12 protein-coding genes and 2 pseudogenes are annotated in these 13,854 nt (G+C 72.7%); 8 read left to right on the top strand and 6 right to left on the bottom strand.

All coding sequences use genetic code 11. The annotated features are described in order from the left end of the window. Positions 1 to 14: 14 nt before the first annotated feature. The 3 genes and pseudogenes from ACFHYO_RS06330 to gpmI all read right to left on the bottom strand — a co-directional run. Positions 15 to 1,352: pseudogene (locus tag ACFHYO_RS06330) on the bottom strand (S41 family peptidase); the annotation flags it as partial. Then, positions 1,349 to 2,704 carry a murein hydrolase activator EnvC family protein gene (locus ACFHYO_RS06325; RefSeq protein WP_394319139.1) on the bottom strand — a complete coding sequence of 452 codons (1,356 nt, stop codon included), beginning with the start codon at positions 2,702 to 2,704 and terminating at the stop codon, positions 1,349 to 1,351. The gene ACFHYO_RS06325 and the pseudogene ACFHYO_RS06330, both read right to left, overlap by 4 nt. Continuing rightward, on the bottom strand, positions 2,701 to 4,245 hold the full coding sequence (gene gpmI / locus ACFHYO_RS06320; protein WP_394319137.1) for a 2,3-bisphosphoglycerate-independent phosphoglycerate mutase: 1,545 nt from the start codon (positions 4,243 to 4,245) through the stop codon (positions 2,701 to 2,703). Before gpmI ends, ACFHYO_RS06325 begins: the two co-directional genes overlap by 4 nt. A 268-nt stretch (positions 4,246 to 4,513) precedes the next feature. Here gpmI and dut point away from each other — a divergent pair, with 268 nt between their 5' ends. From dut to ACFHYO_RS06305, 3 genes are all read left to right on the top strand, one after another. Then, a complete protein-coding gene (dut, locus tag ACFHYO_RS06315) occupies positions 4,514 to 4,993 on the top strand; it encodes a dUTP diphosphatase (protein WP_394319135.1) in 480 nt (159 codons plus the stop codon). Further along, complete coding sequence (locus ACFHYO_RS06310; RefSeq protein ID WP_394319133.1) at positions 4,990 to 6,159, top strand: HesA/MoeB/ThiF family protein; 1,170 nt, start codon at positions 4,990 to 4,992, stop codon at positions 6,157 to 6,159. The genes dut and ACFHYO_RS06310 overlap by 4 nt, the downstream gene beginning before the upstream one ends. Before the next feature lie 220 nt (positions 6,160 to 6,379). Continuing rightward, positions 6,380 to 6,820 carry a hypothetical protein gene (locus tag ACFHYO_RS06305; protein WP_052172040.1) on the top strand — a complete coding sequence of 147 codons (441 nt, stop codon included), beginning with the start codon at positions 6,380 to 6,382 and terminating at the stop codon, positions 6,818 to 6,820. A gap of 105 nt (positions 6,821 to 6,925) precedes the next feature. Here the strand turns inward: ACFHYO_RS06305 and ACFHYO_RS06300 are convergent, their stop codons facing one another. After that, the gene (locus tag ACFHYO_RS06300; RefSeq protein WP_394319170.1) at positions 6,926 to 7,459 is read right to left on the bottom strand and encodes an SH3 domain-containing protein; all 534 of its coding nucleotides are present in this window, start codon (positions 7,457 to 7,459) and stop codon (positions 6,926 to 6,928) included. 393 nt (positions 7,460 to 7,852) lie between these two features. Here ACFHYO_RS06300 and ACFHYO_RS06295 point away from each other — a divergent pair, with 393 nt between their 5' ends. Further along, the gene (locus ACFHYO_RS06295) at positions 7,853 to 8,854 is read left to right on the top strand and encodes a 2-hydroxyacid dehydrogenase (RefSeq protein WP_036704831.1); all 1,002 of its coding nucleotides are present in this window, start codon (positions 7,853 to 7,855) and stop codon (positions 8,852 to 8,854) included. Positions 8,855 to 8,941: 87 nt separating this feature from the next. On the opposite strand, the gene rlmH is transcribed toward ACFHYO_RS06295, so the two are convergent. Beyond that, positions 8,942 to 9,415 (bottom strand): 23S rRNA (pseudouridine(1915)-N(3))-methyltransferase RlmH, encoded by a 474-nt coding sequence (rlmH, locus tag ACFHYO_RS06290; protein WP_036704834.1) that lies wholly within the window; start codon positions 9,413 to 9,415, stop codon positions 8,942 to 8,944. Between the two features lie 46 nt (positions 9,416 to 9,461). After that, on the bottom strand, positions 9,462 to 9,845 hold the full coding sequence (gene rsfS, locus ACFHYO_RS06285; RefSeq protein WP_231555409.1) for a ribosome silencing factor: 384 nt from the start codon (positions 9,843 to 9,845) through the stop codon (positions 9,462 to 9,464). A gap of 442 nt (positions 9,846 to 10,287) precedes the next feature. Here rsfS and leuC point away from each other — a divergent pair, with 442 nt between their 5' ends. The 4 genes and pseudogenes from leuC to ACFHYO_RS06265 form a co-directional block, all read left to right on the top strand. Further along, positions 10,288 to 11,736 (top strand): 3-isopropylmalate dehydratase large subunit, encoded by a 1,449-nt coding sequence (gene leuC / locus ACFHYO_RS06280; protein WP_036704830.1) that lies wholly within the window; start codon positions 10,288 to 10,290, stop codon positions 11,734 to 11,736. Positions 11,737 to 11,846: 110 nt separating this feature from the next. Then, complete coding sequence (gene leuD / locus ACFHYO_RS06275) at positions 11,847 to 12,452, top strand: 3-isopropylmalate dehydratase small subunit (RefSeq protein WP_036735874.1); 606 nt, start codon at positions 11,847 to 11,849, stop codon at positions 12,450 to 12,452. Then, positions 12,443 to 13,654 carry an endonuclease/exonuclease/phosphatase family protein gene (locus tag ACFHYO_RS06270; protein WP_394319130.1) on the top strand — a complete coding sequence of 404 codons (1,212 nt, stop codon included), beginning with the start codon at positions 12,443 to 12,445 and terminating at the stop codon, positions 13,652 to 13,654. Before leuD ends, ACFHYO_RS06270 begins: the two co-directional genes overlap by 10 nt. Next, positions 13,651 to 13,854 (top strand): annotated as a pseudogene (locus ACFHYO_RS06265) (hypothetical protein); the annotation flags it as partial. The gene ACFHYO_RS06270 and the pseudogene ACFHYO_RS06265, both read left to right, overlap by 4 nt.

Genomic DNA, 13,854 nt, shown 5'->3' with positions numbered 1-13,854 from the left:
TCGCGGGCCGAGAAGTCCACTGCCGCGAGACCCTTGAGGATGTCGACCGCGTAGGCGAGCTGGTAGTCCTCTTCGCGCAGCTTGGCGGTGGCCTCGACCTGCTTGGCCTCCTCCTCGATCTGCCGCTTTTCCTCGTCGCTGATCGCGTCGTTGTTCAGCGCGCCGCGCAGGTCGCTTTCCGAGGTGGTGAAGCGCGAGGCGCTGCGCGGCGTCTCTTCCGCGCCGGCCTCGTCCTTGGGCTGGGCGGGGGGCTGTTCCACGATGATGTCGGGGTTGATCCCCATTGCCTGGATCGAGCGCCCCGAGGGGGTGTAGTACCGCGCCGTGGTCAGCCGGATCGCGCTGTCCGAAGTCACCGGCACGACCGTCTGCACCGAGCCCTTGCCGAAGGACTTGGTGCCGACGACGATCGCCCGGCGGTGGTCCTGCAGCGCGCCGGTGACGATCTCGGAGGCGCTCGCCGAGCCGCCGTTGATCAGCGCCACCATCGGCTTGCCCTGCGCCAGATCGCCCGGCTCGGCGTTCCAGCGCTCGTTGTCCTCGGGGTTGCGGCCGCGGGTCGAGGTGATCTCGCCCTTGTCGAGGAAGGCGTCCGACACCCGCACCGCCTGGTCGAGCAGACCGCCCGGGTTGTTCCTGAGGTCGAGCACGAAGCCCGTCACCTTGTCGATCCCGCCCGCCGCCTTGACCTGCTTCTCGAGCTCGGCCTTGAGCGTGTCATAGGTCTCGTCGTTGAAGGTGGCGACGCGCAGGACGACGGCGTGGCCCTCGACCCGGCTGCGGACCACGGTCAGCTTGATCGTCTCGCGGGTCATCTTGACGTCGAAGGGCTCTTTCTCGTCCTTGCGCAGGATGGTCACGGTGACCTCGGACCCGATCGGGCCGCGCATCTTCTCGACCGCCTCGTCGAGCGACATGCCCATCAGCGATTCGCCGTTCACATGGCTGATGAAGTCGCCGGGCTTGATACCCGCTTCGGCCGCGGGCGTGCCGTCCATGGGCGAGATCACCTTGACCAGCCCGTCCTCCTGCCCGACCTCGATCCCGAGGCCGCCGAAGCTGCCGCGGGTCTGTTCCTGCATGTCCTGATAGTCCTTGGCGGCCAGGAACGAGGAATGCGGGTCGAGCGAGGTCAGCATCCCGTTGATCGCCGCCTCGATCAGGGTCTTGGCGTCCACGCTTTCGACGTAGTCCTGCTGCACCCGCTCGAACACATTGCCGAACAGGTCGAGCTGTTCGTAGACCGAGGACGACTTGGCCTCGTCCTGCGCGAGCAGCGGCCCCGCCAGCGTGGTGGTCAGCAAGAGCCCGGCGAGCGCGCCGCCGATGCCGGCCATGAGATAGTTTTTCATTCCGTGGTCCTGACCTGCTGTTCTGTTCCGGGCGCGCCCGCGGGCGGCGTGTCGGGTGTCGTCTCGGCTGTCGTCTCGGCGGCGGACGGGGCCGCCGCTATGACCGGATTCATCACGAACCATTCGGCCGGGTCCAGCGTTTCCTTGCCCTGCCGCAGCTCGATATAGAGCGATTGCGCCGCCGGCAGCGGATGGGTGCCGGTCGCGGCCTCGACGAATCCGGCCCCGAACTCGGCCGCCGGGCCCTCGTTGCCGCCCATGATCCCCAAGGGTTCGCCGGCCGCCACCACGTCCCCGGTCGCCCCGAACACCTGCGCCATGCCGGCCAGCACCAGCAGGTAGCCGCGCGCCGGCTCGACGATCATCACATTGCCGTAATCGAGCAGCGGGCCGCGATAGCGGATCGTCGCGGGCCAGGGCGCGGTGACCAGCGCCGCGGGGGCGGTGGTCAGCGTGATCCCCGGCCGCTCGATTCCCCGCGCGTCCGCCTTGCGGTAGCCGCGCGCCAGCTCGCCCAGCGCGGGCAGCGGCAGGCTGCCCTCGGCGGCCTCGAAGTCGGCCATCGGGGCGCCGATGTCCTGTTCCATCTGGGTGATGCCCTGGGCAAAGGCGTCGAGCGTGTCGGCCGACTTGACCAGCGCCGTCAGCTCGGCCGGGTCCTCGCCGAAGCGGGTCGGGACCGACGAGCGGTCGGTGACGGCCGAGGCGAGCAGCCGCCGCGCCTCCTGCACCTGCCCGAGCCCCTGGGCGAGGGTGTCGGCGGCCGATTGCTCGATCCGGCGGACGGTGGCGATCTCGTCGAGGCCGGACTTGAGCCGGTCGGCCTCGGCCCTGAGCGCGGGGGTGATGGCCGAGATCACCATCCCCGACTGCGCCGTGCCGGTCGCGCCCGCGGGGTGCAGCAGCATCAGCGTCTCGGGCGATTGCTGCATCGCGGTCATCACCCCGAGGATGCGCGACAGCCGGTCGCGGCGGGCGTCGAACTCGGCCCGGACCTGGCGCTCGCGCAGGCTCGCGCGGCGCAGGCTGAACCTGAGCGCGGCCTGCCCCTGCTCATAGGCGCGGATCACCTGCCCCAGCGCGATCACCTGATCGTCGGCGGTCAGCGCCCCGTCCAGCGTGCCGATGGCCGCCCTCAGCGCATCGGCCGCGGCGGCGGCTTCGGCGGCGGCGGCCTCGGCCGGGGTCTCACCCTCGGGCAGGGCGGCGGCGTCGGCGCCGCTGGCCGTGGTGACCGCGCTCTGCCCCCCTTCCGTCACCACCGCCTGTGCCCGCGCGGCCGCGGGCAGCGCGAGAAGGCAGAGCGCGAGGGCGGCAGGCAGGCGAAGGGGCGTGTCGGGGTGCCGCGTCACGGGGCCGGCTTTTCGATCAGGCTCTGCCCGGTCATCTCGGGCGGCAGCGGCAGGCCCATGAGGTCGAGGACCGTCGGCGCCACGTCGGCCAGCCGCCCGCCCTGCCGCAGCGCGGACCCGGCGGGGCCGCCGTAGACGATCACCGGCACGGGGTTCGTCGTGTGCGCCGTGTGCGGGCCGCCGGTCACCGGGTCCACCATCGTCTCGCAGTTGCCGTGGTCGGCGATGATCACCGCCGCGCCGCCCACCGCGTCGAGCGCGGCCAGCATGGCGCCCACTCCCCGGTCCACCGCCTCGCAGGCGCGGATCGCGGCGGGCAGGCTGCCGGTGTGGCCGACCATGTCGGGGTTGGCGAAGTTGACCACGATCAGGTCGTAGCCCGCGCCGATGGCGGCCACGAGCCGCTCGGTCACTTCCGCCGCCGCCATTTCGGGGGCGAGGTCGTAGGTCGCCACCTTCGGGCTTTGCGGCATGAAGCGGTCCTCGCCCGGCTCGGGCGTTTCCTTCCCGCCGTTGAGGAAGAAGGTGACGTGCGGGTATTTCTCGGTCTCGGCCAGCCGGAACTGCCGCAGCCCCTGCGCCGCGACCCAGGCGCCCAGCGTGTTGACCACCTGCCGCTTGGGGTAGGCCGCGGTCATGAAGCCGTCGTGGAGCGCCGAATAATCCACCATCCCCAGCACCGCCCCCCAGGCCGGGCGGCCGGTCACGTCGAAGGCCGCGAAATCGGGCTGGGCCAGCGCCGCCATGATCTCGCGCGCCCGGTCGGCGCGGAAGTTGAGGCAGAAGATCCCGTCCCCGTCCCGCGCCCCGGCGTAGCCTGCGACGACATGCGGCAGGATGAACTCGTCGGTCTCGCCGCGGGCGTAGCTTTCGACGACGGCGGCATCGGCGGTCAGCGCCGGCAGGCCCTCGGCGCGGGTGATGGCGGCATAGGCCTTCTCCACCCGCTCCCACCGGTTGTCGCGGTCCATGGCGTAGTAGCGGCCGATCACGGTGCCGATGCGGGCATCCTCGGGCAGGCTGCCGGCCAGCTCGGTGATGAAGCCCTGCGCCGACTGCGGCGGCACGTCGCGGCCGTCGGTGACGGCGTGGATGACGACCGGCACGCCGGCCTCGGCCACCGCCCGGGCGGCCGCCGCGATATGGGTCAGGTGCCCGTGCACGCCGCCGTTCGAGACGACGCCGATGAGATGCGCCGTCCCCCCCGTCTCGCGCAGGCGGGCGACGAAGGCGCCGATGCCGCTGTTGGCGAAGAAGCTGCCGTCCTCGATGGCGAGGTCGATCTGGCCCAGGTCCATCGCCACCACCCGGCCCGCGCCGATGTTGGTGTGCCCGACCTCTGAGTTGCCCATCTGCCCCCGCGGCAGCCCAACGTCAGGGCCGAAGGTGACGAGCGTGGCGTTCGGGCATTCGGCCCGCAGCCGGTCATAGTTCGGCGTGGCGGCCTGGTCCGGGGCGCTCTGTTCGGGACGGTCCGAGATGCCCCAGCCGTCGAGGATGCAGAGGACCACGGGACGCGGGGGGTGGTTCGGCTGGCTCATGGCAGTTCCCTGTTTCAGGCCGCGGTTCTAAGGGCCGGGGCGAGCGGGGGCAAGGCGGGGGGCGAGGCGGGGGGGGAGGGTGTCACCCGCCGAGGGGGCGCTGCCCCCGCCACCCCTGCGGGGCGGCCCCCCGGGATATTTGGGGCAAGGAAGAATGAGTGCCGCGGGCGCGCGGTTTCGCGCGGGCGGTGACGGCGCGGGGCGCTTGGCCTATGGGAGGGCGCGAGCGACCTCGCCCCGGCGGGGTCGAGAATCGAAGGAGAGGCCGATGAGTTTCGCCACCAACCCGCGGGTCGAGATCCGGGTGCTCGACCCCCGCCTGCGCGACTGGGGCCTGCCCGACTGGCAGACGACGGGGGCCGCGGCGCTCGACCTGCGGGCCTGCCTCGACGCCCCGGTCGAGATCATGGCGGGGGCGGCCGCGGTGCTGATCCCGACCGGGATCGCGCTGCACATGGCCGACCCGCATCTGGCCGCGCTGATCCTGCCGCGCTCGGGGCTCGGGCACGGCAAGGGGCTGGTGATGGGCAACGCCGTCGGGCTGATCGACGCCGACTATACCCAGCAGATCATGGTCAGCGCCTGGAACCGCAACCCTCCCGGCGCGCCGCCGATCCCGATCGCGCCGGGCGAGCGGATCGCGCAGATGCTGTTCGTCCCCGTGGTGCGCCCGGTGCTGGCCGAGGTCGAGGCGTTCTCGGCTTCGACCGGACGGCAGGGCGGCTTCGGCTCGACGGGGGCCACATGATCTGGGTGGTCGCAGGCGCGATTGGTGCCGGGCTGGTCGGCTGGCGCTGGGGGCTGCGGGGGCTGATCGCGGCGGTGGCGGCGGTCTGGCTGGCCGGGCTGGTCTGGCTGGGGCTGCGGGGCGCGCCCGGCCCCGAGGGCCTCGCCCGCTTCGCCTGGTGGACCGTGGCGGGGGCCGCGCTGCTGCTCGGCCTGGGCTATGCGGCGCTGCTGCGGCTGCTGCGCGGGCGCGCCGGGGGCACCGTCGAGGCCCGGCCGGGGACGACCACCGCCGCGCCGCGCGCCGGGGTCGCGGTGGCCCCCTCCCCGCCCCTCCCGCTGGCGAGCGCTGCGGCCACGCCCCCCGACGATCCGCACGGGCCGCTGACCGACCCGGAGCTCGACCGCTACGCCCGCCACATCGTCCTGCGCGAGCTGGGCGGGGCCGGGCAGCGGCGGCTGCGGGCGGCGCGGGTGCTGGTCGTGGGGGCGGGCGGGCTGGGGGCGCCGGTGCTTCTGTATCTCGCCGCGGCCGGGGTCGGACGGATCACGGTGGCCGACGACGACGACGTGGGGGTGTCGAACCTGCAGCGGCAGGTGATCTTCACCACCGACGACATCGGCGCCCCCAAGGCCGAGGCCGCCGCCGCCGCACTGACCCGGCTGAACCCGCATGTCGCCGTCACGCCGCTGCTGCGCCGCGTCAACGCCGACGACAGCGCGCTGGTCGCCGGCCACGACCTCGTGCTCGACGGCACCGACAGCTTCGCCAGCCGGCAGGCCGTCAACGCCGCCTGCGTCGCGGCGGGCGTGCCGCTGATCGCCGGCGCCATCGCCCAGTGGGAGGGGCAGGTCGCCCTCTACGATCCCGCCCGCGGCGGCCCCTGCCTCGCCTGCCTCTTCCCCGAGGCGCCCGCCCCGGGCCTCGCCCCGTCCTGCGCCGAGGCCGGCGTCGTCGGCGCACTCCCGGGCGTGGTGGGCAGCCTCATGGCGCTCGAGGCGGTCAAGCTGATCGCCGGGATCGGTGTCGCGGGCGGACCGGGGGCGGCGAGCGGGGCGGGGCTGCGCGGGCAGATGGTGCTGTTTGACGGGCTGTGGGGCGACACCCGTCGGCTGGGAATCGCGGCCCGGCCGGGCTGCCCGGTGTGCGGCGGCCGGGGGGCCGCCGCGACCGGCGCCAGCGCCTGAGCCTCGGCCGATCACGCGCGCGTGATTGCCCGTGATCTCGGCGGATGAAGCGACCGCGGCGGCCCGGCCACACCTTCCGCGCGACGCGTGGGGCGACGTTGCGACGGGCTTGCAGGTTTCTGCGCAGGTCAACGATATTTCGGGAACGAAACCGGATGCTTGGCGCGTTGTGACCTCAGCGCCCCGTCGCATTTCATTTTCAAGAGGGAGTAACCTGAAAATGACCTATCTGAAGCCCGCCCTGGCCCTGGTGGCCGCCATGTCGCTGTCGGCCTGTCTGCCCGGCCAGACCACGACCACCGTCACCACCCCCGGTGCCGAGCCCGTCGTCGTCGTGGACGGCCCGGCGGTCGCCCCGGCTGCCCCGACCGCGACCTCGGGCGCGATCAACGCCCCGGACTCGCTCGACGGGACCTGGAACCTCGTCGCCTCTCAGTGCAACGACCCGGCGTCGAAGGGCCGCCTGACGATCCAGGGCCGCAACTTCACCTTCCCGGCCGCGAACTGCACCGCGACCTCGTCGAAGGTCGAGACGAACTTCACCAGCGTCTCGCTGGGCTGCTCGGGCGCCGCGAACCGCCAGCTGAACATCTCGCTGCGTCCCGGCGTGATGCGCGTGACCGAGGACACCACCACGCTGACCTACTACAAGTGCATGTAATCTCGGCCTGATCGGCCGGGACGAGTGTCCTGACACGACGACGCCCCGAGGATCATCCTCGGGGCGTTCGTCATTTCGGCGGTGTTGTGGCGCTGCTGGCGCGGGTCAGTCGCGGGTCTCGGCCGCGTCCACGCCCCAGAGCGAGGTCTTGATCACCCAGCCCTTCTCGCCGCCGCCCGAAACCCGGCACCAATCGCGGTTGCACTCGTGCAGCCGGACGATGGCCCCCGCCTCGGCCCGTGCGATGACCGTGCCGTTGGTGTCGGGGCGGGCGCGCAGCTCGGCCATGTCGGTGGTGATGATCGCGGTCCGAACGCCTGAGAGCAGCGAGTAGTGCACCCAGCCGCCGGCGCCGTCCTGATCCTCGACCCGGCGCCAGTGGCCGAACTCGGCCACGACCCTCAGCGGCATCCCCGGATGGCGGAACACCCAGTCGATGCGGTGCGAGAGGCTGGGGCCGCGCCGGGCGTTGCCCTCGCCGCCCTTGAGGCTGACGTAGCGCGGCAGCGGCAGGTTCGTCACCGGCCCGCGGTGCGGGTCGCGGGGCGCGTCCTGATGGCGCGAGATCAGCGAATCCGCCGTGATGTCCGTGGGGTTGACGTCGATGGCCGCCGGGGCGCCATCGGCCCCTTCGGCCACGGCCGCCCCGTCGCCCGCAGCGCCGCCGTCGGCGACCGCCCCGGCCGAAAGCTTGCCGCCCGGCCCCGCGGGGGCGGACTTCGGCTGCGCCGCGGTGGCGCCCGGCACCCCGGCTTGAGGCGCCGCTTCGCCGGAGCCGGCCCCGACGACGGCCAGCGCCACCCCGCCCAGCAGCACCGCCGTTGCCGCGATGCGTCCCGCGCTGCGCCGCGCGAACGGTGCCGAAAAGAGTGCCCGTGCCATGAATTGCCTTCCTCGACTCGTCGCTACATCCCGCCACCGACGCGCGCCCTGCGTCACTGCGGCCGATGGTGCTGTCCCTTCGGGGTCTTGTGCCGGCCCCGCCTTGCGGGCAGCTTGCCAAAGCTGGTTGGGCATTGAAAGAGAAGTCGCATGACGGACACCGCATCTCCTCGTGATCGGATCAAGGTGACGGTGACGCGGCGACTGCCGCAGCCCGTCGAGGCGCGGATGGCCGAGCTGTTCGACGTGCAGCTGCGCGACGTGGACGTGCGCATGACGCGCGAGGAACTCGCCGCCGCGATGCGCGACACCGACGTGCTGGTGCCGACCGTGACCGACCACATCGACGCCAACCTGCTGGCCGGGGCCGGCGAGCGGCTGCGGCTGATCGCGAACTACGGCGCCGGCGTCGATCACATCGACGTGGAGACGGCGCGCCGCCGCGGCATCCTCGTCTCGAACACCCCCGGCGCGGCGACCGAGGACACCGCCGACATGGCGATCGCGCTGATGCTGGCCGTGACCCGCCGCATCCCCGAGGGGCTGGCCGAGATGCAGGCCGGCCGCTGGGAGGGCTGGGCGCCGACCTCGCACTTGGGCGGGCGGATCGGCGGGCGGCGGCTCGGCATCCTCGGGATGGGGCGGATCGGCCAGGCCATCGCCCGGCGCGCCAACGTCTTCGGGATGCAGGTCCATTACCACAACCGCCGCCGCCTGCGCCCCGAGGTCGAGGAGGACCTGAAGGCGACGTGGTGGGAGAGCCTCGACCAGATGCTCGCCCGCGTCGACATCCTGTCGATCAACGCGCCGCACACGCCCTCGACCTTCCACCTGCTGAACGCGCGGCGGCTGAAGCTGATGAAGCCCTCGGCGGTGATCGTGAACACCTCGCGCGGCGAGGTGATCGACGAGAACGCCCTGACCCGGATGCTGCGCGCGGGAGAGCTGGCGGGCGCCGGGCTCGACGTGTTCGAGCACGGGCATGAGATCAACCCGCGGCTGCGCGAGGCGCCGAACGTGGTGATGCTGCCGCACATGGGCTCGGCCACGGTCGAGGGGCGGCTCGAGATGGGCGAGAAGGTCATCATCAACATCAAAACCTTCGCCGATGGCCACCGGCCGCCGGACCTGGTGCTGCCGGGGATGCTGTAGGGTCCGTTCGTCGGAAAGGCGAACGGCCCTGACGGGCCGTGGCCTCCGGCGGGGATATTTGGGCAAGAAAGAAGGCGCGCGCCGCGCTCAGGCCCGGTGGTAGGGGCCGCCGGCGAGGATGGTGGCCGCGCGGTAGAGCTGTTCCGCCAGCATCACCCGCACCAGCATGTGCGGCCAGACCATCGCCCCGAACGAGAGTACCAGATCGGCGCGGTCCCGCAGCGCCGGGTCCAGCCCATCGGCGCCGCCGATCAGGCACACCGCCTCGGGGCGGCCCTGGTCACGGAAGCGCGCCAATGCAGCGGCGAAGTCGGGTGAGGAGATGAGGCGCCCGCGTTCGTCCAGCGCGATGAGCGCCGCGCCCTCGGGGATCTGGCGGGAGAGCAGCGCGGCCTCGGCCGCCTTGCCGCCGCCCTTGCGGTCCTCGACCTCGGCGATGGTCGCCGGGCCGAGGCCCAGCGCCCGTCCCGTCTGGGTGAACCGGTTCAGATAGTCGTCGATGAGCGCCGCCTCGGGCGTGCGCGCGCCGAGGCGGCCGACCGCCGCGATCCGCAGGCGCATCATAGCGCGGCCACCCCGTGGGCTGTCGGCCCGCCTGGCCGGGCGGTCAGTTCGGCGCCCGGAACTCGGCCGCCTCGCGCCCCGCGTCGCGCGCGGCGTCGGCGCGCAGCGCGCCCAGCGCGTCGGCCGGCATCCACATCTTCTCGAGCTGGTAGAACTCGCGCACCTCGGGGCGGAAGATGTGAACGATCACGTCGTCGGTGTCGATCAGCACCCAGTCGCCGGTGTCCTTGCCCTCGATGCGGGCGATCAGGCCCAGGTCCTGCTTGAGCTTGTCGATCAGGTGCTCGGCGATGGCCGCGACCTGACGGGCGTTGCGGCCCGAGGCGATCACCATGTGGTCCGCCATGGCCGAGCGACCGCGCAGGTCGATGGTGACGATGTCCTCGGCCTTGTCGTCTTCGAGCGAGGACAGGATGCGGTCGAGCAGCGATTCGCTCGGGCCCGCGGTGGTCGCGGTCGCCGGTTGCGGCGACGGGACGGTGGTGGACAGGGGACTTCCTCCGGTCAGCGCGCCGCAATGCCCCGGCGCCGGGATGGGACAAAGATAGCACGTTTCGCGCTCATCTCAACGCCCGGGGGGTGGAATCGCCGGAAACGGGCTTGTGGACCCTGCGCTCGGCGCTTGAAGCCCGGCGCCGAGGTGCCTAATCTGCGTCCAGATGTTCCGGTATTTCGACATTCACGATCGCGTCCGCCTGCCCGGCCGCTTCTACGGCGTCAGCCGGACCGTCACCGCGCGACTTTGAGCCGGCGGCCGCGGCCGCGCGCCCCGTTCGGGGGCCGCCGCCCTGCGCGCCGGACCGGTCCCCCCTCTCGCGGCCTGGTCCATCCCCCTGCTTCGCCCGCCATCCTTGATGAAAGTGACAGCCATGCCCGGCCAGACCCACGGCGCTGACGCCACCCCCGGTCCCCGCACGCTCTATGACAAGATCTTCGACGCCCATGTCGTCGACCGGCAGCCCGACGGCACCTGCCTGCTCTACATCGACCGGCATCTGGTGCACGAGGTGACGAGCCCGCAGGCCTTCGAGGGGCTGCGGATGAGCGGCCGCAGCGTGCGACGCCCCGACCAGACCATCGCCGTGCCGGACCACAACGTGCCGACCACCCCCGACCGGGTGATGGGGATCGAGAACCCCGAGGGCCGCGTGCAGGTCGCCGAGCTGGACAAGAACGCCCGCGACTTCGGGCTGAACTACTATCCGATGAACGACGTCCGCCAAGGCATCGTCCACATCGTCGGCCCCGAGCAGGGCTGGACCCTGCCCGGCATGACCGTCGTCTGCGGCGACAGCCACACCGCCACGCACGGCGCGTTCGGCGCGCTCGCGCACGGGATCGGCACGTCCGAGGTCGAGCACGTGCTCGCCACCCAGACGCTGATCCAGAAGAAGTCGAAGAACATGAAGGTCGAGATCACCGGGCGCCTGCGCCCCGGCGTGACGGCCAAGGACATCACGCTCGCGGTGATCGGCAAGACCGGCACCGCCGGCGGCACCGGCTACGTGATCGAATACTGTGGCGAGGCGATCCGCGATCTCTCCATGGAAGGCCGCATGACGGTCTGCAACATGGCCATCGAGGGCGGCGCCCGCGCCGGCCTGATCGCGCCCGACGCCAAGACCTTCGACTACGTCAAGGGCCGCCCTCACGCCCCCAAGGGCGCCGCGTGGGAGGCCGCTCTGGCCTGGTGGAAGACCCTTTCCAGCGACGAGGGTGCGCACTGGGACAAGGTCATCACCATCCGCGCCGAGGACATCGAGCCGGTGGTGACCTGGGGCACCTCGCCCGAGGACGTGCTGCCGATCGGCGCGCGGGTCCCCGCGCCTGAGGATTTCGAGGGCGGCAAGGTCGAGGCGGCGCGCCGCTCGCTCGACTACATGGGGCTGACGCCCGGGATGGCGCTGACCGACATCAAGGTGGACGCGGTGTTCATCGGCTCGTGCACCAACGGCCGGATCGAGGATCTGCGCGCCGCCGCCGGCATCCTGCGCGGCCGGCACCTCGCCGAGGGCGTGCGCGGCATGGTGGTGCCCGGCTCGGGGCTGGTGCGGATGCAGGCCGAGGAAGAGGGGCTCGACAAGGTCTTCACCGACGCGGGCTTCGAGTGGCGGCTCGCGGGGTGCTCGATGTGCCTGGGGATGAACCCCGACCAGCTCGCGCCGGGCGAGCGCTGCGCCGCGACCTCGAACCGCAACTTCGAGGGCCGGATGGGCCGCGGCGGCCGCACCCACCTGATGTCGCCGGTGATGGCGGCCGCGGCGGGCATCGCCGGGCATCTGGTGGACGTCCGCGAGGTGATGGGCGTCGAGGCCTGAGGGACTGGGGGATGATCCATCCCCCTGCCCCAGCCGACGTCTCCGCATCTTTCACGGCGCCCGGCCCCGCACCTGCAAAGCCGGCGCCCCGACCCTGATCCGAGGAACCCATGACCCCCTTCACCACCCTGACCGGCATCGCGGCGCCCATGCCGCTGGTCAACATCGACACCGACATGATCATCCCCAAGCAGTTCCTGAAGACGATCCATCGCTCGGGGCTGGGCAAGAACCTGTTCGACGAGATGCGCTACACCGCCGACGGCTCCGAGAACCCCGATTTCGTGCTGAACAAGCCGGCCTGGCGCGAGGCGCAGATCATCGTCGCGGGCGACAACTTCGGCTGCGGCTCGTCGCGCGAGCACGCGCCTTGGGCGCTGCTCGACTATGGCATCCGCTGCGTGATCTCGACCAGCTTCGCCGACATCTTCTACAACAACTGCTTCAAGAACGGCATCCTGCCGATCGTGCTGCCCGAGCCGGCGGTGGCGGCCCTGATGCGCGACGCCGAGAACGGCGCCAACGCGCGGCTGACCGTGGACCTCGAGGCGCAGACGGTGACCGGCGCGGACGGGACGGCCTATCCGTTCGAGATGGACCCGCACCGCAAGCACTGCCTGCTGAACGGGCTCGACGACATCGGCCTGACGATGGAGAAGGCCCCCGCGATCGACGCCTATGAGGCGCGGATCGCCCAGTCCCAGCCGTGGGTCTGAGGCGCGGCCTTGCAACACTCGCCGCGGCGGCGCTGGTCGCCGCGGGACCTCAGATTGGTCTTTCCGACCCCGGCGGTGCTGCGCCCGCGGCCGCAGAGCGGGGCGCTGCCCCGGACACCGGGGTAGTTTCGCCAGAAAGAACCGGGCCGCCCCCCTCGCCCGCACCGGCCGCGGGCGCTGAGGCCGGTGCGCTGCCCGCGCCCACGCTCGGGACGCTGCGGATCGCCACCTTCTCGCCCGAGCTGACCCGCAAGGGGCCGGGGCTGCTGCTCAAGGACATCACCGACGGCAAGGACGCGCAGATCGCCGCGGTGGTCCAGGTGATCGCCGCCGCGCGCGCCGACGTGCTGCTGCTGACCGGGATCGACTGGGACCACGACGGGCTGGCCCTCGCGGCGCTGGCGGCGCGGCTCGAGGCCGCGGGGGCGCGCTATCCGCACCGCTACGCCAGCCAGCCGAACAGCGGCATGGCGACGGCGCTCGACCTCGACGGCGACGGGCGGACCGGCACGGCGGACGACGCGCAGGGCTTCGGGCTCTTCACCGGGCAGGGCGGCATGGCGGTGCTGTCGCGCCTGCCGCTGGGGGCGGTGACGGACCACGCGGGAGTGCTGTGGCGCGACCTGCCGGGCAACCTCATGCCCCCTGCTCCGCCCGAGGTGGCGGCGGTGCAGCGGCTCTCCTCGGCCGCGCATTGGGAGGTGCCGATCGAGACGCCGGGCGGGCCGCTGCGCCTGCTCGCCTGGTCGGCCACGCCGCCGGTGTTCGATGGCCCCGAGGATCGCAACGGGCGGCGCAACCATGACGAGGCCGCGTTCTGGCTGACCCGCCTGCCGCCCGCCCGCTTCGTGCTGGTGGGCGACGGGAACCTCGACCCCGAGGACGGCGAGGGCCGGCCCGAGGCGCTGCGGGCGCTGATCGCCCAGACGCAGGACCCGCGCCCGGCGAGCGCGGGCGGCGCGGCGACGGCGCGGGACAGCGCCAAGGCCGGGCAGCGCGGCAACCCGGCACTCGACACCGCGGACTGGCCCGAAGCGGACGGGCCGGGTAACCTGCGGGTGGACCTGGTCCTGCCCTCGCGCGATCTAACCGTGCGCGCCTCGGGCGTGCTGTGGCCCGTGCCGGGCGCGCCGCTGGCCGAGGCGGTGGCCGCCGCCTCGCGTCACCGGCTGGTCTGGGTGGATGTGGAGGTTGCGCCATGACGTCTCGCCCGCCCGACGGCCCCCCGCCGACCGAGCGCCCGCCCGCCGGCGCGCCTCCCGGCGCCCCGTCCCGGCCCGATCCGAGCTGGGCGGTGACGCGCGAGGGGCCGGCGCGGCCGGACCTGCCGCCGATGGGGGCGGGGACGCTCAGCCTCTCGCAGACCGTCGATGCCTCGGACGGAAAGCCGGTCCTGCAGCTG

Origin of the sequence: Paracoccus panacisoli (genome assembly GCF_042435015.1) — a bacterium.
Classification (GTDB): Bacteria; Pseudomonadota; Alphaproteobacteria; order Rhodobacterales; family Rhodobacteraceae; genus Paracoccus; species Paracoccus panacisoli.
The sequence above is the reverse complement of the archived record's forward strand: the minus strand, read 5'-3'. Positions and strand labels throughout refer to the sequence as shown.

What these genes read in the sequence shown, in the direction of transcription:
- ACFHYO_RS06295 (WP_036704831.1), top strand. Translation starts at nt 7,853, where the DNA reads ATGACGGACACCGCATCTCCTCGTGATCGGATCAAGGTGACGGTGACG.
- ACFHYO_RS06310 (WP_394319133.1), top strand. Translation starts at nt 4,990, where the DNA reads ATGATCTGGGTGGTCGCAGGCGCGATTGGTGCCGGGCTGGTCGGCTGG.
- ACFHYO_RS06305 (WP_052172040.1), top strand. Translation starts at nt 6,380, where the DNA reads ATGACCTATCTGAAGCCCGCCCTGGCCCTGGTGGCCGCCATGTCGCTG.
- leuC (WP_036704830.1), top strand. Translation starts at nt 10,288, where the DNA reads ATGCCCGGCCAGACCCACGGCGCTGACGCCACCCCCGGTCCCCGCACG.
- gpmI (WP_394319137.1), bottom strand. Translation starts at nt 4,245, where the DNA reads ATGAGCCAGCCGAACCACCCCCCGCGTCCCGTGGTCCTCTGCATCCTC.
- rlmH (WP_036704834.1), bottom strand. Translation starts at nt 9,415, where the DNA reads ATGCGCCTGCGGATCGCGGCGGTCGGCCGCCTCGGCGCGCGCACGCCC.
- leuD (WP_036735874.1), top strand. Translation starts at nt 11,847, where the DNA reads ATGACCCCCTTCACCACCCTGACCGGCATCGCGGCGCCCATGCCGCTG.
- dut (WP_394319135.1), top strand. Translation starts at nt 4,514, where the DNA reads ATGAGTTTCGCCACCAACCCGCGGGTCGAGATCCGGGTGCTCGACCCC.